Annotated in this window: 21 protein-coding genes; 5 read left to right on the forward strand and 16 right to left on the reverse strand. The window is 76.1% G+C overall.

The annotated features are described in order from the left end of the window. Positions 1-334 precede the first annotated feature (334 nt). The 3 genes from IE271_RS05370 to IE271_RS05380 all read left to right on the forward strand — a co-directional run bounded on the left by IE271_RS05370 (position 335) and on the right by IE271_RS05380 (position 3,913). The gene (locus IE271_RS05370; RefSeq protein WP_190189017.1) at positions 335-991 is read left to right on the forward strand and encodes a DUF305 domain-containing protein; all 657 of its coding nucleotides are present in this window, start codon (positions 335-337) and stop codon (positions 989-991) included. A gap of 752 nt (positions 992-1,743) precedes the next feature. Further along, a complete protein-coding gene (locus IE271_RS05375; protein ID WP_190189018.1) occupies positions 1,744-3,285 on the forward strand; it encodes a hypothetical protein in 1,542 nt (513 codons plus the stop codon). Between the two features lie 151 nt (positions 3,286-3,436). Then, complete coding sequence (locus tag IE271_RS05380; RefSeq protein WP_190189019.1) at positions 3,437-3,913, forward strand: spore-associated protein A; 477 nt, start codon at positions 3,437-3,439, stop codon at positions 3,911-3,913. Between the two features lie 32 nt (positions 3,914-3,945). On the opposite strand, the gene IE271_RS05385 is transcribed toward IE271_RS05380, so the two are convergent. From IE271_RS05385 to IE271_RS05460, 16 genes are all read right to left on the reverse strand, one after another. Beyond that, positions 3,946-4,821: a PIG-L deacetylase family protein gene (locus IE271_RS05385; protein WP_229919139.1), complete on the reverse strand. Its 876-nt coding sequence runs from the start codon at positions 4,819-4,821 to the stop codon at positions 3,946-3,948. After that, positions 4,818-6,098 carry a glycosyltransferase family 4 protein gene (locus tag IE271_RS05390; protein ID WP_190189020.1) on the reverse strand — a complete coding sequence of 427 codons (1,281 nt, stop codon included), beginning with the start codon at positions 6,096-6,098 and terminating at the stop codon, positions 4,818-4,820. Before IE271_RS05390 ends, IE271_RS05385 begins: the two co-directional genes overlap by 4 nt. Further along, the gene (locus tag IE271_RS05395) at positions 6,095-7,012 is read right to left on the reverse strand and encodes a sugar phosphate isomerase/epimerase family protein (protein ID WP_229919140.1); all 918 of its coding nucleotides are present in this window, start codon (positions 7,010-7,012) and stop codon (positions 6,095-6,097) included. Before IE271_RS05395 ends, IE271_RS05390 begins: the two co-directional genes overlap by 4 nt. Beyond that, positions 7,009-8,496 carry a YcaO-like family protein gene (locus IE271_RS05400; RefSeq protein ID WP_190189021.1) on the reverse strand — a complete coding sequence of 496 codons (1,488 nt, stop codon included), beginning with the start codon at positions 8,494-8,496 and terminating at the stop codon, positions 7,009-7,011. Before IE271_RS05400 ends, IE271_RS05395 begins: the two co-directional genes overlap by 4 nt. Then, on the reverse strand, positions 8,493-9,320 hold the full coding sequence (locus IE271_RS05405; protein ID WP_190189022.1) for an MBL fold metallo-hydrolase: 828 nt from the start codon (positions 9,318-9,320) through the stop codon (positions 8,493-8,495). Before IE271_RS05405 ends, IE271_RS05400 begins: the two co-directional genes overlap by 4 nt. After that, complete coding sequence (locus tag IE271_RS05410) at positions 9,317-10,603, reverse strand: Gfo/Idh/MocA family protein (RefSeq protein ID WP_308435155.1); 1,287 nt, start codon at positions 10,601-10,603, stop codon at positions 9,317-9,319. Before IE271_RS05410 ends, IE271_RS05405 begins: the two co-directional genes overlap by 4 nt. Further along, a complete protein-coding gene (locus IE271_RS05415; protein WP_190189023.1) occupies positions 10,597-11,802 on the reverse strand; it encodes a class I SAM-dependent methyltransferase in 1,206 nt (401 codons plus the stop codon). The genes IE271_RS05410 and IE271_RS05415 overlap by 7 nt, the downstream gene beginning before the upstream one ends. Beyond that, on the reverse strand, positions 11,799-12,746 hold the full coding sequence (locus IE271_RS05420) for a hypothetical protein (RefSeq protein ID WP_229919142.1): 948 nt from the start codon (positions 12,744-12,746) through the stop codon (positions 11,799-11,801). The genes IE271_RS05415 and IE271_RS05420 overlap by 4 nt, the downstream gene beginning before the upstream one ends. After that, positions 12,743-13,993 (reverse strand): inositol-3-phosphate synthase, encoded by a 1,251-nt coding sequence (locus tag IE271_RS05425; RefSeq protein ID WP_190189024.1) that lies wholly within the window; start codon positions 13,991-13,993, stop codon positions 12,743-12,745. Before IE271_RS05425 ends, IE271_RS05420 begins: the two co-directional genes overlap by 4 nt. Before the next feature lie 429 nt (positions 13,994-14,422). Continuing rightward, on the reverse strand, positions 14,423-15,250 hold the full coding sequence (locus IE271_RS05430; RefSeq protein WP_190189025.1) for a GvpL/GvpF family gas vesicle protein: 828 nt from the start codon (positions 15,248-15,250) through the stop codon (positions 14,423-14,425). After that, positions 15,247-15,561, reverse strand: a complete 315-nt coding sequence (locus IE271_RS05435; protein WP_190189026.1) for a gas vesicle protein K — start codon at positions 15,559-15,561, stop codon at positions 15,247-15,249. The genes IE271_RS05430 and IE271_RS05435 overlap by 4 nt, the downstream gene beginning before the upstream one ends. A gap of 55 nt (positions 15,562-15,616) precedes the next feature. Further along, positions 15,617-16,546, reverse strand: coding sequence for a gas vesicle protein (locus tag IE271_RS05440; protein WP_229919143.1), 930 nt, complete (start codon positions 16,544-16,546; stop codon positions 15,617-15,619). Then, positions 16,536-17,144 (reverse strand): gas vesicle protein, encoded by a 609-nt coding sequence (locus IE271_RS43555; protein ID WP_308435156.1) that lies wholly within the window; start codon positions 17,142-17,144, stop codon positions 16,536-16,538. The genes IE271_RS05440 and IE271_RS43555 overlap by 11 nt, the downstream gene beginning before the upstream one ends. Positions 17,145-17,427: 283 nt before the next feature. Beyond that, complete coding sequence (locus IE271_RS05450; RefSeq protein ID WP_190189027.1) at positions 17,428-17,922, reverse strand: STAS domain-containing protein; 495 nt, start codon at positions 17,920-17,922, stop codon at positions 17,428-17,430. Positions 17,923-18,354: 432 nt separating this feature from the next. Then, positions 18,355-18,789: a response regulator gene (locus IE271_RS05455; RefSeq protein ID WP_190189028.1), complete on the reverse strand. Its 435-nt coding sequence runs from the start codon at positions 18,787-18,789 to the stop codon at positions 18,355-18,357. A 1-nt stretch (position 18,790) separates the two neighbouring features. Continuing rightward, positions 18,791-19,168 (reverse strand): hypothetical protein, encoded by a 378-nt coding sequence (locus IE271_RS05460; RefSeq protein ID WP_190189029.1) that lies wholly within the window; start codon positions 19,166-19,168, stop codon positions 18,791-18,793. 162 nt (positions 19,169-19,330) lie between these two features. Here IE271_RS05460 and IE271_RS05465 point away from each other — a divergent pair, with 162 nt between their 5' ends. Together IE271_RS05465 and IE271_RS05470 are read left to right on the forward strand one after the other, a co-directional pair. Then, complete coding sequence (locus tag IE271_RS05465; RefSeq protein WP_190189311.1) at positions 19,331-20,875, forward strand: sensor histidine kinase; 1,545 nt, start codon at positions 19,331-19,333, stop codon at positions 20,873-20,875. Further along, entirely contained in the window at positions 20,872-22,119 is a 1,248-nt protein-coding gene (locus tag IE271_RS05470) for a PP2C family protein-serine/threonine phosphatase (RefSeq protein ID WP_190189030.1), read from the forward strand. Before IE271_RS05465 ends, IE271_RS05470 begins: the two co-directional genes overlap by 4 nt. The last annotated feature ends 4 nt before the right edge of the window (positions 22,120-22,123 follow it).

A 22,123-nucleotide genomic window follows, 5' to 3' on the forward strand; every position in this document is an offset into this window, starting at 1 on the left:
TACGGCGCGGTTCCCGTGTCGGGGGAGCGCGAGGCCCTACGGTGAGGCCATGACGTCCAGGGCCCGCACCTGCTCCGGGACGAGCGGTGCCCGGCGGGCGGTGCCGCCGACCCCGCCGCCGGTCCGCGCCGGGGGGAGAGCCCCGGCGCGCGGCGGTGCCGTCGTCGGCGCGGACGACGGGAGGGCTCCGTCCGATCCCCCCGAACCGGAACTTCTCCGGATACGGAGGGCCCGCGCGGCTACCCGGTCCTGAGACGGCGTGCCGCGGAGACGTCCCGCCGTCCGTCCTTTCCGTCCGCCGTCCGCGCGGGTACCTCAAGGAGCTGCACTACCCATGGCATCTCGCCGTTCCCCCCTCTTCCGCACCGCCGTGCCGATGGCGGCCCTGGCCGCCTCGCTGGTGCTGGCCGGCTGCAGCGACAGTGCCACGAACTCGTCCGGCATGGGCCACGAGACGGGCCCGGAGTCGCAGTCCGCCACCGCCTCGGCCTCCGCCTCGCAGGGCACCCACAGCGAGCAGGACGTGTCGTTCGCGCAGGAGATGATCCAGCACCACCGGCAGGCGGTGGCCATGGCGGAGGCGGCGCCGTCACGGGCGGAGTCGCAGGAGGTGAAGGACCTCGCCGCCAAGATCAAGGACGAGCAGGGGCCCGAGGTCACCACCATGTCGGACTGGCTCAGGGCCTGGGGCGAGGACGTCCCGGACGAGGACATGTCCGGCCACGCGTCCACGCCGAGCGCGTCCTCCTCCTCGTCGATGTCCGGCATGACGTCGGACGAGGACATGAAGAAGCTGGAGAAGCTGTCCGGCACCGCCTTCGACCGGGCGTTCCTGGAGATGATGAGCGAACACCACGAGGGCGCCGTGGAGATGGCGAGGACCGAGCAGACCAAGGGCTCCTACGGCCCGGCCAGGGACCTGGCCACGTCGATCGTCGACTCGCAGACGGCCGAGCTCGACCGGATGAAGAAGCTGCTCGACAAGGAGTAGTCCCGCTGCCGCACGACTGCCGCGGGGGTGGGCGCCGTCCAAGGCGCCCACCCCCGCGGGCGGTTCTCCCGGCGGCGCCGGCGGCCGGAGCGGACGGCCGCCGCGCGACCTCGTCCCCGTCCCGTCACCGCGGCCCCGCCCGGCGTGGCCGCCGCATGGACAACCGGTGTCGACGGCGGTCGGGCCGCCCCTGCCGTTCCGCTCCATGGACGACACCACTCCGCCACGGCCGACCCGGCTCGCCCTCCACGGTCCCCTTGCCAGGAGCGGGCCGGCAGGACGATCCGCCGGCTCGCCTCCCGGACCGCCCCGGTCTCCCCGGCTCCTGCGGCCACCGTGCTGGACATCGGCTGCGGACGGGGCGAGTTCATGCTCCGCCTCCTCGCGGCGGACCCCGGCGCGATCGGCGCCGGGACCGACGTCGACGAGGACGAGCCCGCCCGCGGCGCACCGCCGTCGAGGCCCGCGGACCGGCCGGAGGGGGGCCGCTTCGTCCGGGGCGGCGGCCGGCGCACCACGGCTGACGCGCGTGCCCGGCGGCGCGGGAGGAGCGGGGCGGACAGCGGTCGGCGGGGCGGACAGCGGTTATGGTGGGCGTGGCCGCCGCGCGTCGGCCTGACTCCGAGTCGGTCCCCGCCCACGCCGGGAACCGGCGAGCGAGGACAAGGGGCACCGCCTCACGTGCCGCGTCCGCCTGTCCGTGGTGATCTCCGGGGTGGGGTGCGTGGGATCTCCACCGGCAAGGGGACTCCATGACCAGTGACAAGCAGTTCAAGAAGGCCGTCCGCGCCCTCGCGGCCCGGGAGGGCATCTCCTACACCGCCGCCCGCCGCCGCCTGACGGCCGCGACCGAACCGCCGCCCGCGGCGCCGGGGCCGGACGCGGCCCGGTACGGATGGGACGGGACCGCGGTGGCGGCGCTCCGCGACGTCGTCGGCCGGCGGGGAACCGTCCCCGTACGGGTGGTGGAAGCGGACGGAGCACCGTCGAGCGCCTTCCGCCAGGGCCGTCGGGGTGTGGCCGAGCCGACGGCCGACGGTTACGTGATCCACGAGCTGCCCCACCGGCGCATGCCGGCCCCGGACCCGGCCGCCCGGGTGCCCGTGCCGTACCGCGCCGCCGACGGCCGGGTGGCGGTGGCTGCCCTGTGGCCGCTGGTGTGGCGGCCGCGGCACGACGCCCTGTGGCGGTGGGTCCACAACGGGTGGGCCGTCGAGCGGCCCGGCGACCTTCCCGACGGCCCCCACCCCGTCCGCCCCAGCCCGCACCTGCCCTACGAGGTGCGCGTCTTCCACGTCCCCTACGGAATCCTCGGCGGCGAGCACCGGGGTGCCGTGCCGAACTGGCTCACCTGGGGCTGGTGCTCCGATCCGGAGCGGGCGCGGGAACTGGCCGACGCCATGGTCGCCCACCGGCTGTCCGGTCCCGTGGACCCGCACGACGTCGAGGCCGGGTACGTGCGGGCCCAGGTCTGGCACCACGGCACCGCCGGTCCGGGCGCCGCGCCCGGCCGGATTCACCAGGCCGACGCCGCGCCCGGCCGACCGGTGGTGCCGCGACCGCCGCTCGGCAGCCGGCCGCCGGGCCGGCCGGGGCCGGCGCGCCCCGCACCGGAACCCGCCTGGACCCACGGCGGGAGACCGCCGGCCCTGGAGTTGAAGACGTGGTCCGCGGCCGACGGGTGGGTGTCGCACACCTGGTTCCCCGGCGGCCGCGACAGCGCCGCCGTCACCGCCGTCCTGCTGCGGGTCGGCGCCGGCGGCCGGTGGGCGTTCGCCGAGACCTGGGAGCCGCGCCGGCCCGACGCCTGGGCCGGCGACTGGACCCAGGCGGGCCGCGCGCCGGTCGACCACCATCCCACGATGGGCACCGCCGAGCGGGCGGCCCGGATCGAGGCCCTGCGCCGGGCGGAGACGGACCGCCTGGCGGCCGCGCTCGCCGGACGCAGCCAGGGCGCGCTCACCGCCGGGCAGGCCGCCGCCCGGCTCCGCGCGGGCGGGGCGGAGTACCGGGACTTCCTCCGCACCGGCGCGGCCTGCGTCGCCGAGGCCCTGCACCGGGCGCGCCGCACCGCCCGGGGCGCCGAGCGGCTGCGGCTGCGCGAGGCGCTGGACGCGCTGGAGGAGCGGCACGAGGTGGCGGACTGGGTCGTCGACCTCACCCTCGACCACCTCGCCGCCGACCCCGACGCGCACCTCACACCGGAGGCCCGTGCCCACCGCCGCCGGGCGCTCCAGGAGTACCTCGCCCCGGACGCGGACGCCGGCCGCGTCCCGGGTCCCGGTGCGGGCTGAGGGACGGGACCGGCTCCTGCGGAAGGTGTTACTCCGCAAAAGGTGCCAAATTCCCGCATGCTTCGTACAACCCCTGGCCGTATACGAAAGTCTCACCAAGTGGCTTCAGCAACACCATGGGGAGGCCGATCAATCTACGGATCGAGGTGCCATGAAGCGCTCGACACATGCCGCCGGGGCGGCACTGCTCACCGTCGCGGCCGTCGGAGCCGGGGTGCTGGCGACGGCTCCCGTCGCCTCCGCCGCGCCCGCCGGCGCGACAGCGGCGTACAACGGGGCCTGCGGCTCCGGCTACAGCAAGGTGAACTCCATGCCCGTGGGGAACGTGGGGACGGTCTACCTCACGTACAACTCCTCGAACGGCAGAAACTGTGTGGTGACCATCCGCAACACCTCGGGCTCACCGACGTACATGGTGTCCTACCTGAGCAACATCGAGACGGGCGACACGTCGTACGACGAGGGCGAGTACCGCTCGTACGCGGGTCCCGTGTACGTGTCCGCGCGCGGTGAGTGCGTGGAGTGGGGCGGGGTCATCGGCAACGTGCAGGCCTGGAACTACGGCTCCAACTGCGGGACGCTCGCTGCCAAGAAGGACCAGAAGGACTGGTTCGCCGGCGAGCGCTGACGCCTGAGGGACGGGCGCGGTCGCGGGGGGCCTCACCCGGACGGGGCGGCCCTTCGCGACGTGCGTCCGGAGTGACGGCCCGCCGGCCGGCGGTCCCGCAGGGACTCCAGTGCCCGTCCGGCCGTGCGCCCGGTCCGCAGCACCTCGGCGTGGGCGCACGGCGCTCCGGTGCGCAGGGCCTCGGACCGGGCCACGGCGGACAGCACCTCGCCGGTCCGCCCGGGGCCGCCGAACTGGAAGCCGAGCTGCGTGGTGTAGCACCGCGCGGCGGCGGCCTTGTCCGGCAGGACGGCCCCGATGTCGACCGTCGTCTCGACGGCCCCTTCGGGTCCTGCGCGCTCCGGTCCGCCGGCGGACCGGAGCGCGCGGGCGACATAGGGCACGTCGCGCCACCACGCGATCCGCGCGCGGGGCGCGGCGGCGGCGACCGCGCGGGCGGTGAGCAGGTGGTCGACGTGGTCGCCGATCGCCTGCGGGGCGAGGACGAGGTCCGCCGGCGCCAGGTGGGGACGGAGGAGCCGCGCCAGTTCCGTCCCCGCCGTGTCGCCGGGGCGGGGCGGGGTGAACAGCTCCCTCGGGCTGCCGTACCCCCTGTGCGGGGCCTCGGGCAGCGGCAGGTGGACCGGGGGCAGCGTCCCCAGTCTCCGCTGGGCGGCGGCGTCCTCGGCACGGCGCAGGGCCATGTAGTCGGCGTCGGCGGGCAGCCCCTTGTCGAGCTGGGTGGACAGGGCGAAGGGACCGGGGTCCTCGACCGTCGCGGTGAAGCAGGTGACGACGCGTACCCGCCAGCCCGCCCGGGCCAGGAGCGCCAGGACGCCCCCGGCGGAGAAGACCGCGTCGTCCAGGTGCGGGCTGACGGCCACAGCGGTGCGGGGTCCGATGGCCGTGCCGGTGCCGGGCGCGCTCACAGCAGGTGGGGTTCCCGGCGGAACCGGCAGCTCAGGTCCACGGCCGGGGCCGTGGGCCCGTCGGCCGGAGCCCCGCGGGACGTCGACGTCGTCGGCCACTGGGCGCACACCTCCTCGTACACGGCGCCGATGCGCGCGGCCGCCACCGGCCACGACCACTCGTCCAGCACCTGAGCCAGTGCCGTCCGCGCCAGGCGGTGCCGCAGCGGCGCGTCGTCGAGCATCCGGGCGACGGCCCCGGCCAGCGCGTGGGGCGCGTGCGGCGGCACCAGCAGCCCGTTCACCCCGTCGCGTACGCAGTCCACGACCCCGACCACGTCGGTGGAGACCACCGGGAGCCCGCTCGCCATCGCCTCCAGGATGGTGTTGGAGAAGCCCTCGGCCCAGGTGGGGCTGACGAAGACGTCGCCCCTGCGGTAGACCGCGGGGGCGTCGTGGTAGCCGGTGGGGCCCAGCACCTCCACCGCGTCGGACAGGTCGGGCCGCCGGGCCCGGCGGGTCAGCCGGTCCAGGTCGGGGCCGGTGCCGGAGACCAGCAGCCGCAGCCGCCTGCCCCCCTCGCGCAGCATCCGCACCGCCTCCAGCAGGTCCAGCACGCCTTTGCGGGCGTCGATCCGGCCGTGGTAGAGCAGCACCGGCGGATCGCCGAGGGCCCCCGGCTCCCGTCCGGGCGCGGGGCGGAAGCGGTCGGTGTCGGTGGCGCCGGGGACCACGGTGAAGCGCTCGGCCGGCACCCGGTGGCGGGCGGCGACCTCGGCCTTGAAGGAGGGGGAGCCGATCAGCAGGGCGGGGGTGTCCCGCAGCACCCGCCGGATCGCCGCGCGGTGGGTGGCGCAGCACGTGCCGACCCAGTGGCCGTCCCCGCCCTGGATGGAGACCACGGCCGGGACGCCGAGCAGGTCGGAGGCCTCCAGCGCGGCCAGCCCCGGCGGGTAGCCGTACTGGGCGTGCAGCACGTCCAGCGGTGCGCGGGCGTGCAGGCCGGTGATCGTGTCGCGCAGCGCGGCCACGTCGGCCTCGAAGTCCGCGGGCCGCCCCTCGCCGACGGCCTGCTCGCCCAGGGACTCCAGGGCCACCAGGCGCACCCCGTCGGGGACCCGCTCGGGCGGGGGAGGGCCGCCGCCGTAGACGGCGCGGCCCCGCCGGTCGCCGCGGTACTGGGAGACCAGGGTGACCTCGTGGCCCGCCGCGGTCAGGGACCGCAGCAGGTTCTCCGCGTAGGCGCTCATGCCCGACACGGCGGGCCAGTAGCGCCGCGAGACGAAGCAGACCCTCATCGCGCACTCCCCGGGGCGGCGCCGTGCAGGGCGGGGACGTCCCGGAAGCCCTCGGCCCCGGCGCGCTCGGCGCGCCGCAGCGCCTCCAGAGCCCGGGGCACGAGGACGTCGGCGCGGTGCGCGTCGCGGGACAGCTCCAGGCTCACCAGCCCGCCGTACCGCACGGCGCGCAGCGCGCCGAGGACGGCGGGCAGGTCCATGTCGCCCTCGCCCGGGGCGCGGTGCTCGTGCCGGCCGTACGGCATGTCCTCCACGGCGACCGCCCCGAGGTCCCCGGCGTGGCGCAGCACCGCCTGATCCGGCGTCAGGTCGCCGGACACCAGGCAGTGCCCGGTGTCCAGGGCCAGGCGCAGGCCGGGGACGAGGGCCGCGAGGCGGGAGAAGCCGGCGCAGTCCTCGACGAGCATGCCCGGCTCGGGTTCGAAGGCCGCCGCCGCGCCGCGTTCGGCCGCGTACGCCACGACGGCGCCCACCCCCTCCGTCAGGTGGCCCCAGGCCGTCCCGCCGGGGGAGACGTCCGTGCCCGGCGCCGGTACGCCCGCCCAGAACGAGACCGCCTCGGCGCCCAGGTCGGCGGCGACGTCCACGCACAGGCGCAGGAACGCCAGGCGGCGGGCCCGCCCCGCCGGATCGGCGGTGACCAGGGTCGGCTCGTGCTTGCGCCGCGGGTCCAGCAGGAAGCGCGCGCCGGTCTCCACGGTGCTGCCCAGGCCAAGGCGGTCCAGGCGACGGGCCAGCGCCGCGGTGCGCAGGGCCAGGCGCGGGGCGAAGGGGTCGTGGTGGGCCACGTCCACGGTGAGCGCGACCCCGTCGTACCCGGTGTCGGCCAGCAGCGCCAGCGCGTCGTCCAGCCGGTGCGAGGTCATGCCGTTGGTGTTGTAGGCGTAGCGCAGCCCGCCGGCGGCCGGGGTCACCGGAGCGCGCCTTCGGCCGTACGGGCCACCGCGTGGCGGTCGGGCTCGCGGTAGAGGGGGTACAGCGCCCCCACCGTCTCCCGCGCGGCGTCGACGTCGAACCAGGCCGGGCCGCCCAGGCGCGCGCGGGCCTCCGCCGTGAGGTGCACCGGCCGTGCTCCGGAGTGGGGGAGGGGCCCCACCCCGGCCAGCGGGCGCTCGCGTTCGCTCAGCCGCCGTACGCCGCGCTCCCCGATCCGCGCGTACGACATCGTCTCCACCTCCATGCCGGGGACGAGCACCTTGACCGCGTGGGCCCCGGGGCCGCCCGTGGCGACCACCAGGACGTCGAAGTCCGCCAGCCGCCGCAGCAGGTCGTCGAGGAGCGCGGCCGGGTCGTCCAGCGAGCCGGGCGGCACGGTGGGCAGGGCGGAGAAGGGCACGGTGGAGCGGCGGGACAGGACGGTGGGCTCCAGCAGCTCGCGCAGCCGCGCGGTGTCCAGGGCGGCCCACGCCGTCATCGCCCGCAGCGCCCGCGGCTCCTGCGCCGCCAGGGGCGCGGACAGTTCGCGCTCCATATAGCCGGGCGGGGCGATCCGGGCGGCGGCCGCCAGCGGGCCGTGGAAGAAGACCTTGCGCGCGCGGGAGGAGACGTACTCCGACAGCGCCTTGCGCAGGGCCGCCTCGCGGTCCGGGTGGGCGGCCTCGCCGCACGCGGTGAGTGTCAGCGGTGTCGGGCTCCCCTCCGCCGCGCCGTCGGTCTCCGAACCGACCACGTGGACGTCGGCCAGGCCGAACTGGGTGGAGGCGAGCTTGGGCAGCACCTCGACGCCGGCGTCCCGCAGCCGGTCGAGGACGGAGCGGGTGACCGGGTCGGTCACCTCGTCCGGTTCGATGACCACGCCCTCGTCCATCGCGCGGTGCGCGGTGGCGTTGCCGTCGCGCTGGAGGATCTCCAGGAGCGCGTGGGACAGGGCCCGCTCCAGGGTGTCGCCGGCTCCCAGTCCGTTGGTGACCGGCGTGGTCAGCCAGCCGTCCGGCGGGGGACCGCCGGGCAGGTCCGAGCCGCAGGCGGCGGCGAACTCGGCGGGCACCAGCACCTCCTCGCCGGTGCGCAGGCGGCGCGCGGGCACCCACTCCAGCGGCCGGTCGGGACCGTAGTCCGCGCCGGCGGGCAGGACGAGCTCCACCGGGTCGGCGACCCGGTCGCGGCCGCGTTCGCGCACCAGCTCCGCGTAGGAGGCGCTGCGGCGCGGGGTGCGGGCCAGGTGCCGGGCCAGCAGCACCTCCTCGGCGAGTTCGCCGTAGGCCCCGACGCGGGCCTGGGCGGAGTCCGCCCCGTAGCCGCAGGCGCCCTTTCGGACGCCGGCCGTGTCCAGGTGGTCGGCGGAGACGACCGGCAGGCCGGTGCGGTCGGCGGCGCCGATGTCGAAGTCCTGCTGCTCACCGGGGGCGAGCGCGTCGCGGTAGGCCCGCACCACCGGGTGTTCCGTGGCGGCGTTCATCGGAGGTCTCCCATCGGGACGGCGGCCGTGCCGGGCGGTCCGGCCAACTGGTGGTCGAACAGGCGCAGGACGTCCGCGGTGGTCACGGGGGCGGCGAACTCGAAGGGGGTGGCCACCGCCTCGAAGTCCAGCTCGCCGAGGATCGCCCGGTAGCTGCGCACCTCGTCGTGCGAGAGCGGGATCCGGGCGTGGAAGGCCTTGTGGCACGACAGGGCGCGGGGCGCGGTGCCGTCCAGGTCGACCTTGAGGGCGTCACCGCAGAAGAGGATTCCGCGGCGCGCGTCGTGCAGCACGCAGTGGCCGTCGAAGTGGCCGCCGGTGCGGTGGACCGTCAGGCCGGGCGCCAGTTCCAGGGTCTCGTCCGCCGGCCAGGTGACCCGGAACGCCTTCGTCCAGGCCAGGTCCTGCACGCCGACGGTCACCACCGGCGGGTCGAAGTGCCGCTGGAGCTGCCACAGGGCCCCGTAGCCGTGGACGTGGCTGGCGCCGAGCGCGGCGATGCCGCCGAGGCGTTCGATCTCGGCCAGCGCGTCGGGCGGGTAGTAGGGGGCGGCCTCCCAGGCGACGTTGCCGCCCTCGGCCTCGATCAGCCAGCCCGTCGACCCCAGGCCGAAGGACGGGACGGCGCTGAAGCCGGTGACGCCCGGGACGGGCCGGTGCCAGGCGGCGGTCAGGAGGGCCTCGACCTCCCGCTCCCAGGCGAAGTCCCAGCCCTCCTCGGGCAGCGCGTTGCGCACGTCGCAGCAGACCGGGCAGGCGGGCGGGGGCCCGAACCACCGCTGCCAGTGGCCGCAGTTGGCGCACGCGTACATCGACAGGGTCATCGTCGGCCTTCCTCGACGGTGGACGGGGCGGCGACCGGAGCCGGTGCCGGGGCCGGCGCGACGGTCCGCGGAGCGGTCGCGCGGGCGCGGGACAGCGCCTCGAGCAGCAGCCGGTGCAGGGCCAGGTCCCGGCGCAGCGGCCACGGCCAGGCCCGCTCCACCGGGGTGCCGGCGCGCACCGCGGCCACGGCCGCGGAGAACTCCCGGACCTGGACGGCGAAGGGCGAGGCGTGCGGGTCGAAGGGCACGGGCACGCGTTCGGCGGTGCGCGCGGCGGTGAGCCACAGCGTCCCCCCGGCGTCCTGGCCGAGGGTGTCGTCGGCGGTCAGCTGCCCGTGGGTGCCCACGACCTCCAGGCGGCGGCGGGGCAGCGTGTCCGGGGTGTTGTAGGCGACGTGCAGGCAGACCAGGACCCCGCCGCCGGTCCGGCCGGCCAGCACGGCGCCGTCGTCGACCGGGTAGGGGTGCACCCGGTGCTGCACCAGCGCCGTCAGCGCCGCCACGTCGTCCCCGCCGAGCAGGACGCCCGCCAGGTCGAGGCCGTGCGGCGCCAGGTCGAGCGCGGCGCCGCCGCCCGCCCGCGCCGGATCGGCGCGCCAGTTGTCGTACGGGCGGCCGTCCGGCGACCAGGCGGGCGGCAGCCAGCAGCAGTAGGTGATCCGCACCGCGGTGACCGTGCCCAGGGCACCGGAGGCCACCACGGCCCGCGCGGCCCGGTGGGCCGGGTGGAAGCGCTGGTCGTAGGCGGTCGCCGCGAGGGTCCCCGCCCGGCGGCAGGCGGCGACCAGCCGTTCGGCGTCGGCGAGGTCGGCGGCCAGCGGCTTCTCGCACAGCACCGCCGCCCCCGCCGCGGCGGCCGTCGCGACGGCGGGGCGGTGGGCGTGGTTGGGCGTCGCGACGTACACGGCGTCGGGCCGGTGGAGGGCGAGCAGGTCCGTGAGGCCGGCGGCGGTACGGGCACCGGGGGCCAGGGCGGCCAGCCGGGCGGCGGCCGCGGGGTCGACGTCGGTCGCGGCGACCAGACGGGGCACCACGGCACCGGCGGCGGTCCCGGCGGCACGGGCAGCGTTCCAGGCGGCGTCCGCGCCGGTCCCGAGGGCACCGGCACGGGCACCGGTTCCGGCACCGGCATGCGCATCGGCCCCGGCGGCACCGGTACCGTTCCCGTTCCCGGCGGCTTCGAGGAGGCCGGGCAGGAAGTGGTCCCGGGCCACCCATCCGCATCCGGCGACCGCCCACCGGCACTCGGCCGCGGGGGCGGCCCGCCCGCCCGCGCTCACCACCGCTCCGGCAGGTCGAGGAGGACCCGGCGGCGGGCGAGGCCGGTCACCTCGGGCGTCAGGCGCCCGGCCCGGGCCGCGGCGAGCAGCGCGGGGGAGAGCTCGACGCGGCCGGGCAGGTAGGCGGCGGCGCCGGGCCCGTACTCGTCGCGCCAGCGCGCCCCCGGCCAGCGCAGCACACCGCCGCGGTAGAGCGGGTTCGGCCGCAGGGGCCGGCCGGGCACGGGCCGGTCGGGGGAGAGCGAGCGGTACGCGGGGGGCGGGGGCGGGGCGCCGACCAGGGCCATGGCCTCGCACCCGGCCAGCTCGCCGGGCGGGCGCGGGCGGGGAGCGGTGCCCTCCAGCAGGGCGCGGGTCAGGTCGGCGTCGTCGTAGCAGAGGGCCCCGGGGAGCAGCGCCTGCCAGCCGGCCGGGTCCAGCGGCAGGCCGGATACGGGCCCGGGCACGAGGGAGTTGTGGCAGTGGCCCAGGACGACGCCGCCGCCGTCGGCGTACGCCAGCGCGCGGCGCACCACCTCCTCCTTGTCCGGCAGGAAGTACAGCGCGTCGTGGCAGGCCACGTAGGCGGGGCGGCCCGGGGGACGCAGCGGCCACGGCGCGGTGACGTCGGCGCACACCAGCCGGGCCCGGGGGGCGACGAAGTGCCGGGCCAGCCACAGCTTGGCGAAGACCACGTCGATGCCGGTCAGGTCCCGGTGCCCGCGCAGCTCCAGCTCCCGCAGCAGGTGCCCGGCGCCGCACGCCAGCTCCAGGACCGGCAGGTTCCCGGGGAAGTGGCGCGCGGTCAGGGCGAGCACGGCCAGCCAGGTCGGGTCGCTCCACCGGTGCACGAAGTACTCGCCGACCCGGCCCATGCCCAGCAGCCGCACGGCCTCGCGCAGGGTGGCCGCCCGCAGCGCGGCGCGCAGTGCGGCGGGGGTGGGGGCGGGGCCGTCCCACCAGGCGTCGGCGTCGGCGAGCAGGACGACGGCGGCGCCGTCCTGGTCGCCCTCCTCGACGTGGCGCACCGCCCGTTCGCGCAGCTTCTCGCGGCCGGTGCGCAGCCAGGGGATGCCCGCCACGACGGGCCAGCGGCGTTCGCCGTCGGACAGGAGCCCCGGCCCGCAGGGCCGCAGCGGGGCTCCGTTGCCCGGGCTGAGCAGACCGGCCGCGGCCGGCGCCGCCGCGTGTCCGGCCGGCGCGTGCCGCGCCGGGCCCCTCACGTCGCCCCCGCCGCGTCCAGGACGGCCCGGTGGAAGCCGGACACCGCGCAGGGGTGCACCAGGTCCAGGTCGTCCAGGGCCTGTTCGGCGGTGAAGGCGGCGGCCCGCGCGTGGTGGCGCACCTGCAGGACGCGGTCGAGGACGTCGGCGGCGTGGAAGGCCCGGGCGGCCGGGGCCGCGGCCTCCTCGCGCAGGGCGAGCAGCGGACCCAGCCGCGCCGCGAGGGGACCGGGGAGGGCCGCGAGCTGATGCTCCGTCAGCCGTGCGACGACCGCGGGCAGATGCCCGCCCAGCAGCTCCTCCCCGGCGAAACCCGCGTCCGGCAGCACGGCGTTGTGCAGGTGGTGCCCGAGGCCCAGCAGGAAGGCGTCGCCGGGGTCGGCGCCGAACGCCCCCGCCAGCAGCACCCCGTACACCGCCACCGCCCAGCAGTGGTCGCCGTGGCTCTCGGGCGGCTCGACCATCAGGCGCGGACGCCCCGGACAGGTGGCGCCCGCCCGGGGCTGGGCGCACAGGGCCGCCGCGAACTCCGGGACCGGGCCCTGGCGCGGTTCCCGCACGAGGTCCGGCAGCGCCCCGCGCAGCAGGCCGGCGGTCACCGGGTCGATCCGGTCCGCGTGCTGCGCGACCGAGCGCTCCAGTACGGCCACCGCCTCGCCGGCGGTCAGTCCGCACCGCCGCAGCACCGGGCCGTCGATCCCCGCCAGGCGCGCCCCGGCCACGGCGGCCGCGCACGCGCGCACGGCGGTCCGGCCGGGGTCCTCGCCCCGCGCCAGCTCCGCCCACGAACGGCGGAAGGCGCGTTCCGCCATCGAGGCGTCGCCGTCGGCCGTACGGACCCGCTTGAGGTCCCCGATCTCACGCAGCAGCGGGACGGCCGCCCGCAGGACCCGGCGCGGCACGCCGGTCTCCCGCCGCGCCGGGCGGGGAGCGGCCTGCGTCACGACCGCCCGCTCCCCGCGGCGCTCGTCCCGCCGTCCAGCCAGTCCAGCAGGATCTGCTCCTGACGGTGCAGGGCATGCTCCGGGACGCCCCCGCCGACGGTCATCGGGGCCTTGAAGAAGAACCCGAACTGCTCCTGCACCCCGCTCTCCCCGCGGCGCCGCGCCTCGGCCAGCAGGCGTACCAGCTCCAGCACCAGGGGAGCCGCGAGGACGGAGTCGCGGCACAGGAAGTCGACCTTCATCTGCATCCGGCGGCCGAGGAAGCCCACGATGTCGATGTTGTCCCAGGCCTCCTTCTCGTCGCCGCGCGGCCGGTAGTACTCGATGCGGACCTTGTGGTCCTCCACCGGGTAGCCGAGCACCGAGTCGAGGACCGACTCCTTGGTGGCCGTCTTGCTGGCCAGCGAGTCGGGGTCCTCCAGCGCCCGGCCGTCGCGGTTGCCCAGCAGGTTGGTGGAGTACCAGCCCTCCACCCGCAGCGCCCGCGAGCGCAGGGCGGGCGCGAGCACCGTCTTGATCAGGGTCTGCCCGGTCTTGCCGTCCTTGCCGGCGACCGGCACGCCCCGCCGTTCCGCCAGGCGGGTCAGGGCCGGCACGCCGGCCCCCGAGCTCGGGGTGAAGTTCAGGTACGCCATGCCCTCGCTCAGGGCCGCGTAGGCGTAGAGCATGGAGGGGGTGACCGCCTCGTCGCCGTCGTCCAGCGCCGCCTCGAACGCCTCGACCGAGGCCAGGGCGGGCGACGCCGGGTCGGGCAGCCGCTCGGTCGAGGCGAGGTTGACCACCACCACCTCGTCCAGGTCCTGCTCGTCGCGGAAGCGCCGCAGGTCCTCCCGGATGCGTTCCGCCCGCTCGCGCAGGCCGTCGAACGCCACGACGTTGGCGCCGGTCACCGCGCGGCAGTAGCCGGGGTCCGCCACGGCCGGCCAGGGCCGCAGCCGCTGCAGCTGGGGGGCCACGGCCTCGATGTGGGCCGGTTCCAGGACCCCGTGCAGATGGGCGGCCTTGGCCAGGTCGTCGGCCGACACGTCCCAGCCGCCGAACACCAGGTCCTCGTAGGGCACCAGGTCCGTGCGCGCCGCCAGCGGGAGCCCGTCCTGGCCGCAGATGCCGAGCCTGAGCAGTTCCACCCCGGCCACGGCGGTGGTGGCGACCGCTCCGCCCAGCCCCACGACGGCGGCGCCCAGCCGGTTCGCCGGGGTGCCCGCGCCCCCGGGCCGGGAAGGCCGTCCCACAGTCGGTCCGTCCATCGCTCTCTCCGTTCGACTCGACCGCCGGACACGACCGGGCCCGGGTCGGGAGACGAAGGGGCGGTCGACGGCCCTGGAGCGGTCCGCAGCAGCTGTCGTTCGCGCGGCGGTACGAGCCGCCGCCGCGACACGACCAAGGCTCGGGGGAACCGCGGACCGCCGCATCCCGGAAAGCGATCACGGTTCCGGCGTTTCGTCCGCGCGCACACGGTGATGACGCGCCGGACCGCCCGCCGGCCGCCGTCTCCGGCACGCGGCGGACGGCCCGGGCGGGTGGCCGAACGGGTGAAATGTCCCGGGGGCGGCCGGGCGGCGCGGGCGGCCGTCCGGGGAGCCCGGGACGCCGGTGCCCTTCATCGACTGCGGGGCCGGGTCACGGCACCCGCCCGCCGGACCACCGCCACCGCTCCGCCCCTGGCGCCGGCCGGGTCACACCCGGGCGGTCTCCGGCGTCTCGGCGAACGAGTAGGGCGGCCAGGGGCCCAGGAAGCGGATGCGGACTGCGGGCTGCTCCGCCTGGAGTTCGCTCAGAAGGGTGCCCACCGCGTCGATCTCGTCCTTGCGTACGAGGAGGGCGGCGCAGAGCACGTCGGTCTCCTGCGGGGCACGGTGGGTACGGCCGCGGTCGCGCAGGTCGTCGGCGACGGACAGCAGCCGCCCGCGGAGGCCGGCGTGCAGCGCGTCGGCGAGCCGCTCGGCCGCCTGCCTGCTCTGCTGCTCCTGCTGCTTGGCGAGCAGCCGGCGCAGGCCCGCCGAGCGGACGGCCGCCGCGTCCGCCGCGTCCGCGCCGGTGTCGTCGGCGGACAGCGCCGTACGGTCCAGGGTGATCTCCACGCGCAGTTCGCACCGCCCGTCCAGGGCCGCCAACTGCTCGTTGATCTTCGGCGCCTGCTCGGTGACCCAGGCCGTGAGGCGCTGCTCGGCCGTCCCCGCGCCGTCGGCGGTGTCCGCGTCCCCGTCCGTGCCCGTGTCCGGGGCGTGACCGGCGACCAGGACGTTGAACGTCGTCGGCAGCAGACCGCCGGTGCGCTCCCACACGAGGGTGACGGCCCGGCTCTGCTCGTCCACCCAGCGGCGCACCTGCTCGTCGCCGCCCTGGTAGGGGGTGGCCGGAGCGTCGTGGACCAGCGCGGCCAGGCCGGTGCCGGGCACGGACAGCAGCCGCAGGGGCAGACCGTCGATGCCCGTGACACCGTCGGCGGCCCCCGCCCGGTCGGGCAGCAGCGCGTAGACGTACAGCGCGTCGCGCTCGCTCATGCCCCCGCCTCCTCCGCCCAGCGGCGCGGGTTGATCAGCTTGTCCACGACGTCGTCGACCACTTCGTCCAGTCCTCGGTGCAGGTCGGCCACGGAGGCGGTGATGCCGTGGTCCTCCTTGATCTGCTCCAGCGCCTCGTCCAGTTCCAGCAGGGCGTCGGCGAGGCGCTCGCTCTCCTCCAGGGTGAGGTCGCCGCCGTTGATCCGGCGCAGGGCCTGGCGTTCGAGCGCTTCCTGGATGACCTCGGTCAAGGTGAGCACCAGGGACAGCACCCCGTGCTTGAGGCTCTTCTCGTCGACGGTCAACGGCATGTCTTCTCTCCACCCTCCTGTTCCTGACGGCCCCGTCCGGGATCGCGCCGGGCGGTCACCCGGTCCCCATCGCCGGACGGGCCGCCGCCAGCCGCTCGGTCCAGGCCGCCGGGTCGTCGGCGGCCAGCGTCGCCTCGCCCCCGTCCGTGGTGCGCACGACGAAGACGGTGCCCTCCCCGGCGGGCCCGTACCCGGCGGACCGCTCCACCCCGGCGATGTCCGCCATGGGCACGACCAGAGCGGGCCGGGAGTCCACGGGGGCCTTCCACACCAGGCCGGCGGCGGTGAGCCGGCCCTGCCCGCCGCGCCACAGCGGGCCGCCGCGGCGTGGCTCGTGGAACCACAGGTGCCCCTCGTGCAGCGGCTCCTCCTCGACGGCCGGCCGGAACGGGAAGGGCGTGTCGAGACGGCCCGCGCACGCGTCGGTGAGCCGCGCGTGCAGCTTCTCGGGCTCCTGCGCGGACAGCAGCGCCTCCCCGCCGTCGGCCAGGGCGACCCGCAGGCGCAGGCGCTCCTCGCCGCCGACCGTGCGCTCCGGCTCCAGCCGGGCGGCCCGTACGGCGTCCAGGTCGGCCTGCCACAGCACCTCACGGGGCTCGTCGCGCACCACGACCAGGCGCTGGTCGGTCAGGTGCACGGTGCCGGGCCGCCAGCCCGTGTAGATGCCCTCGGCCAGCAGGTGGCCGCCGCTCATCCGGCAGACGACGCTCTCGCCCTCGCGCAGGTCGAGGCCGCGGCGGCGCACGGAGCGCTCGGCCCAGGCGCGGGTGTCCTCGTCCCACTGGCGCATCATGCCGTACTCCAGCATCGTCTCCATCCCCGCGACGACGGCCCGGACGTTGACACCGATCAGGGGGATGTCGGCCACGGCGACGATGAGGTCCAGGTGCAGGACGGCGCCCTTGTTGAGCAGGACCTCCACCAGGTCGTCCAGGGTCACCCGGGGGTCCCGCGTCGGCCGCAGCGGTGCACGCTCAGCCGTCACGCCGCACCGCACCGCCCTCGGACTCCACGGTCTCCCCGGCCTCCTGGGACTCCTCGGCCTCCTCCGGCCCCTCGGTCCCCCTGCTCTCCTCGTCCTCCCCGGCGGTCCGGCCCCCGCCGTCCCCGGAACCGGCGGGCAGGCCCTGCCGGGACTCGTGCTCCAGCCGGGCCTGCGCGCTGCGCCAGCCGCACCACGGGCACCACTCGTGCATCAGCTGCTGGAGGGGTGCGCGCTTGCCGCACTGCGGGCAGGTCTCCTTCTCCTCGCGCGCCTCCCGCCAGGCGGCGGTCTCCGTGTCCGTCCCCGCCGGGAACTCCAGTCCGTAACGGGCGGCCGTCTCGAACGACGCCAGCGCCGCCCGCAGGCGGATGCCCAGCAGTTCCACCCCGGCGACGGAGACCATGATGTCGGCGTTGAGGACGAGCCCCTTGTCCAGCAGCGTCTCCACCACGTGGGCCAGGCTTCCCTCGCCGTTGCGGGTGGGCTGCAGGGGCTGGACAGACGCGCTCCCCGCACGGTTGGGCACGGCGCCCCGGCTCGCGGTGGCCGGCGGGAAGACGGCACCGGTGGCTGTGTCTCTGTCCAGGCGGTTGCTCATTCTTCGCGCGTATCCGGTTTCCCAGGGCTTACACGCGGCACCCGGCGGGGAATGCCCTCTCGCGGGCACGGCGCCCGTACGGAGGGGCGGTCGGAGGAGGGAGGCCGCGTCGGCCGGGCCCCGGCACGGGGTTTCGCCGCTCCCGCGGACGGGGTGGTACGGCAGAAGGGCCGGAGGGTGCGGACGGGGTGGTCGGCAGAAGGGCCGGAGGGCGCGGACGGGGCCGTACGCACGGCCTGGGCGCCCCGCCGTCACACGTCGGGGCGGCGGCGCCGCGGCCGTGTCACACGGCCCGGCCGAGCACGGGGAGGACCTCGCTCGCGGCGCCGGCCTCCGCCGCCCCGGCCGACGCACGCGCGTGCCCGGCGTGCGCCGTGCCGAACAGCGGCCAGGCGCCGGTCAGGGTGAGGAGGCGGTCGGCGGCCGGACCGGCCGCGCCTATGGTGAGCGCCTTGCCCTGCTCGGCCGCCCAACGGTGCAGTGCCAGCAGGACGTTCAGTCCCGAGCAGTCGATGAAGGTGATGTCCTCCAGGTCCAGTTCCACGCCTCGTGGGGCACGGCGCAGGACGTCGCGGAGCGCGTGCTCCAGCACCTGCTCGGCCTGGCGGTCGATCTCGCCGCGCAGCACGACGGCCGTCGTGTCCGCTCCGGGGGCTTGGGGGCGCGTGCGGAGGGCCAGCGGGTAGGGCAGTCCGGCGCCGAGGCTGATCACCTCGGTGAGGTGCGCCGACCGTGCGTCGCGCACGGGCACGGGCGTGGCCGTCTTGTCCGTCGACATGCGTCCGTCCTCCTCTCCGTCGAGTCCTCAGCCAGGAACACGCTGAAAGATACGCGAAATATATGTCATGCATTCTGTGTCCGCCAAGGGTCCCCCCTTGTCTCGGTGCGGCACCGCCGGTCGCGCCGTCCGGCGGTGAGCGCGAGGGGGCGGGCGGCACGCAGGGGCCCGTCACGGACGCCTCGTGCGCAGGCAGACAAAAAGCAGGCCCACGGCGAGCACGCCGTCACAGCGTGTGACGGAGGGTGTGTCGGTGGTCCTGCTCTGTGAGGGGACGCCGCCTCGGACGCCGCCCCGGACGCCCGTCCGGCGTACGGGTGCGGGCCCGGCGGCCGGACGCCGGCCGGCGTCCCGCTTCGGCCGCGCTTTCGGGGCCGCGTGCGGCCCGTCCCCCTCGGGCGCGGCGCGGGCTGAGCGGGGCGGCCGGTGTCCCTACGGGCGGGAGGGCTTGGCGGCGACGTCCAGGTAGAAGGTGTCGATGCTGCGGACGGCCTGCTCGAACTGCTCAAGGTTGACCGGCTTGGTGACGTAGGCGTTGGCGTGGTGCTGGTACGCCCCCGAGACGTCGTCGGGCGCGGAGGACGTCGTCAGCACGACCACGGGGATGGAGCGCAGGTCCGCGTCCTCCTTGACGATCGCGAGGAACTCGCGGCCGTTCATGCGGGGCATGTTCAGGTCCAGCACGATCAGGTCGGGCCGGGAGTGGTTCGGGTCACGCAGGTACTCCAGGGCCTGGACCCCGTCGGCGACCTGGGTGAGGTTGCGGGCGCCGCGGTCCGTCAGGGCGTCCTGGATGAGCATCGCGTCGGCGATGTCGTCCTCGACCAGCAGCACGTCGTAAGGGCGGGTGGCGGCGGGGGTGGTCATGTCACGAACTCCTGGTCGAGTGGCGGGAGTGGGGGGAGACGGAGCCGCCGGCCACCAGGCCGGGCCACCGGCGCCGCGCTCCCTGGCGGCTCATGTTCGAGGCCTGGCCGATCTCCGGGTATCCGGCACCGGCCGCGGCGGCCGCTCGGGCCGCCTGGGATTCCAGCTGCTGCACAGCCTGTTCCGCGACGGTGAGGACGTACAGGCGCGCGAGCGCCCGTCTGCGGTCGGCGGCCGCCGGGTCGGCCGGGTCGGGCGCACCGGCCGAAAAACACACCGTGTCCAGCGCGATCCGGCGGGTCAGCTCGTCCACGGCCTCACTCACATGTGCAGCGATCTCCTTCTCGGCCAGCTGTGGGGCAAAGGCGGGATCTGGCATGTTGTCACCCTAGACGCTCGCGGGGACGTGCGACAACAAGTGTTGTCCTGCCCGGGTAAGGTGGGCCTGCCGTGCGGCCGGCCCGCCGCACGGTGTGTCCGAGGTCTGTGAAGGAGCATTCCTGTCGTGAGCAACGGTTCGCCCGCCGGCGTCACCGGCTCGATGGCCGGCTGGACCACCCGCCGCTGGCTGCGGACGGGCGTCGCTGTCACCCTGGTCGTGCTCGCGGTCGTGGGCTCGCTGAGCGTGTGGGCGATGGCCCGCGCCGCCCGGATGACGGACGAGCTGGTGAACACGCGCACACCGGCGCTGGTGGCGGCGGTGCGCCTGGAGTCGGCCCTCGTCAACCAGGAGACCGGCGTCCGCGGGTACGGCCTGACCGGCCGCACGGAGTTCCTCACCCCCTACACACAAGGTGTGAAGGACGAGAAGGCCGCCATGCGGCGGCTGCAGTCCCTGCTCGCCGGCGACGGGCGCGCACGCGCCGACCTGGCGCGGGTCCGCGAGCTGGCGGAGACCTGGCAGGGGCGCATCGCCCGGCCCGTCTCCGCCGCCTCCGCCGAGGAGGCCGTGCCGCTGGCCAAGGAGCGCGCGGAGGAGGGCAAGGCCGCGTTCGACGCCCTGCGCGAGGCGGTGGGCCGGCAGCAGGCACGGCTGCAGGAGCAGCGCGCGGTGGCCGCCGGCTCGCTGCGGGAGGCCACCACGCTGCGCAACTGGACGCTCGGCGCGGGCGCGGCGGTCGTCCTGGCCGTGGCCGTCCTCGTGTCCGTGGCCCTGCGGCGCGGCATCACCCGCCCGCTGGAGCGCCTCGGCGCCGGGGCCCGCACGGTCGCCCGCGGCCGCTTCGACCAGCCGATCGCCGTCACCGGCCCGGCCGACGTGCGGCAGCTGGCCTCCGACGTGGACTCGATGCGCACCCGCCTGGTGACCGAACTCATCGGCAGCGAGGAGTCGCGGCGGCTGCTGGACGAGCAGGCGGCCGACCTCAAGCGCTCCAACACCGAGCTGGAGCAGTTCGCCTACGTCGCCTCGCACGACCTGCAGGAGCCCCTGCGCAAGGTGTCCAGCTTCACCCAGCTCCTGCAGCGGCGCTACGGCGGCCAGCTGGACGAGCGGGCGGACCAGTACATCGCGTTCGCCGTCGACGGCGCCAACCGCATGCAGGTCCTCATCAACGACCTGCTCACCTTCTCCCGGGTGGGCCGGGTCCTGAACGACCACAAGTCGGTCGACCTGGAGAAGGTGCTGGAGCACACCACGGACGCGCTCAGCGTGTCGATCGAGGAGAGCGGGGCGGAGATCACGCACGACCCGCTCCCCACGGTCGTCGGCGACCCCACCCAGCTGGGCATGCTCTGGCAGAACCTGCTCTCCAACTCCATCAAGTTCCGTGCCGCGGATCGCCCGCCGAGCATCCGCATCGGTGTGACGCGCAGCGGGGACCTGTGGGAGTTCACCTTCACCGACAACGGCATCGGCATCGCCCCGGAGTTCCAGGAGAAGGTCTTCATCCTCTTCCAGCGCCTGCACACCAGGGACGCCTACCCCGGCACCGGCATCGGCCTGGCCATGTGCAAGAAGGTCGTGGAGTTCCACGGCGGGACCATCACCATCGACCCCGACCACGGGCCCGGTACCCGCGTGGTGTTCACCCTTCCCGTCGCAGAGGTCCCGGAGGCGGTCCCCGAGGAAAGGGCGGCGGCGTGACCCAGCCGTCCGGCGATCGCGAGGCCCACTACCGCATCCTCCTCGTCGAGGACGACGACGGGGACGCCCTGCTGGTGGAGGAGCTGCTCGTCGACACCGACCTCCGGTACACCCTGGTGCGCAGCCGCTCGGTGGCCGAGGCCCGCGGCGAGCTGGCGGCGCGCCCCTTCGACTGCGTCCTGCTGGACCTGCACCTGCCCGACGCCTCCGGTGTCGCGACGGTCCACACCGTGCAGGAGACCGACGGGCACGCCGCGGTGATCGTGCTGACCGGACTCGTCGAGTCCCGCGCCGGGGTGGAGGCGCTCGCCGCCGGTGCGCAGGACTACCTCGTCAAGGGCAAGGTAGAGCCCGAACTCCTGCAGCGCGCGGTGCGCTACGCGGTCCAGCGCAAGCAGTCCGAGCGGGCCAGCGCGGCCCTGCAGGTGGGCCGGCTGCGGGCGCAGGAGAACGCGCGCCTGGAGCGGGGGCTGCTGCCCCAGCCGCTGGTCTCCTCGCCGTCCGTCACGATCACCAGCCGGTACTTCCCCGGGCGGGAGCAGGCGCTGCTCGGCGGCGACTTCCTCGACGTCGTCCAGACCGACGACGGCCAGGTGCACGCCATCGTGGGGGACGTCAGCGGCCACGGGGCGGACGCCGCGGCGCTCGGCGTCTGCCTGCGCATCGCGTGGCGCACCGCCGTCCTGGGCGGCCACCGCGACCAGGACCTGCTGCACCTGCTGGAGCGGATGCACATCGCCGAGCGCAGCGGGAGCAGCCTCTTCACCACCTGCACGCTCGTCACGCTCGACCCGCTCCGGGCGCAGGCCGTGCTCCACCTGGTGGGCCACCACGAGCCGCTGCTCATCACACCGTCGGGCGCCGAGGTCGTGCCCGCCGAGCACGGCATAGCCCTCGGCATCATCCCCGGCCTCGGGGACTGGCCCGCCACCACGCTCCGGCTGCCCGCCCGCGGCAGCCTCATCGTGTACACCGACGGGCTCATAGAGGGCTACGCCGGAGCCGACGAGCGGCTGGGCGTCGAGGGTCTGCTGGCCATCATCGAGGAGACGGACGCGTCGGGGCCCGGGGACCACCTCGACCAGCTCATCGCCAAGGCACGCTCCCTCAACGCCGAGCGGCACACGGACGACCTGGCGATCCTGCGCATCGACTGGAACGCCCCCGGGGACGCGGCGGACGGGCCCGCCCCGGCCGGGGAGCGGCGGGGCCGGCAGCCGACCGCGCGGTCCGGCGCGCACTGAACCG

It is taken from the genome of Streptomyces minutiscleroticus (genome assembly GCF_014650875.1).
Lineage (GTDB): Bacteria > Actinomycetota > Actinomycetes > Streptomycetales > Streptomycetaceae > Streptomyces > Streptomyces minutiscleroticus.

Bases quoted from the DNA above. Each gene is read 5' to 3' on its own strand.
- IE271_RS43555 (WP_308435156.1), bottom strand. From the start codon at position 17,144: ATGAGCAACCGCCTGGACAGAGACACAGCCACCGGTGCCGTCTTCCCG.
- IE271_RS05425 (WP_190189024.1), bottom strand. From the start codon at position 13,993: ATGGACGGACCGACTGTGGGACGGCCTTCCCGGCCCGGGGGCGCGGGC.
- IE271_RS05375 (WP_190189018.1), top strand. From the start codon at position 1,744: ATGACCAGTGACAAGCAGTTCAAGAAGGCCGTCCGCGCCCTCGCGGCC.
- IE271_RS05390 (WP_190189020.1), bottom strand. From the start codon at position 6,098: ATGAGGGTCTGCTTCGTCTCGCGGCGCTACTGGCCCGCCGTGTCGGGC.
- IE271_RS05465 (WP_190189311.1), top strand. From the start codon at position 19,331: ATGGCCGGCTGGACCACCCGCCGCTGGCTGCGGACGGGCGTCGCTGTC.
- IE271_RS05430 (WP_190189025.1), bottom strand. From the start codon at position 15,250: ATGAGCGAGCGCGACGCGCTGTACGTCTACGCGCTGCTGCCCGACCGG.
- IE271_RS05405 (WP_190189022.1), bottom strand. From the start codon at position 9,320: ATGACCCTGTCGATGTACGCGTGCGCCAACTGCGGCCACTGGCAGCGG.
- IE271_RS05460 (WP_190189029.1), bottom strand. From the start codon at position 19,168: ATGCCAGATCCCGCCTTTGCCCCACAGCTGGCCGAGAAGGAGATCGCT.
- IE271_RS05450 (WP_190189027.1), bottom strand. From the start codon at position 17,922: ATGTCGACGGACAAGACGGCCACGCCCGTGCCCGTGCGCGACGCACGG.
- IE271_RS05380 (WP_190189019.1), top strand. From the start codon at position 3,437: ATGAAGCGCTCGACACATGCCGCCGGGGCGGCACTGCTCACCGTCGCG.
- IE271_RS05370 (WP_190189017.1), top strand. From the start codon at position 335: ATGGCATCTCGCCGTTCCCCCCTCTTCCGCACCGCCGTGCCGATGGCG.
- IE271_RS05435 (WP_190189026.1), bottom strand. From the start codon at position 15,561: ATGCCGTTGACCGTCGACGAGAAGAGCCTCAAGCACGGGGTGCTGTCC.
- IE271_RS05400 (WP_190189021.1), bottom strand. From the start codon at position 8,496: ATGAACGCCGCCACGGAACACCCGGTGGTGCGGGCCTACCGCGACGCG.
- IE271_RS05455 (WP_190189028.1), bottom strand. From the start codon at position 18,789: ATGACCACCCCCGCCGCCACCCGCCCTTACGACGTGCTGCTGGTCGAG.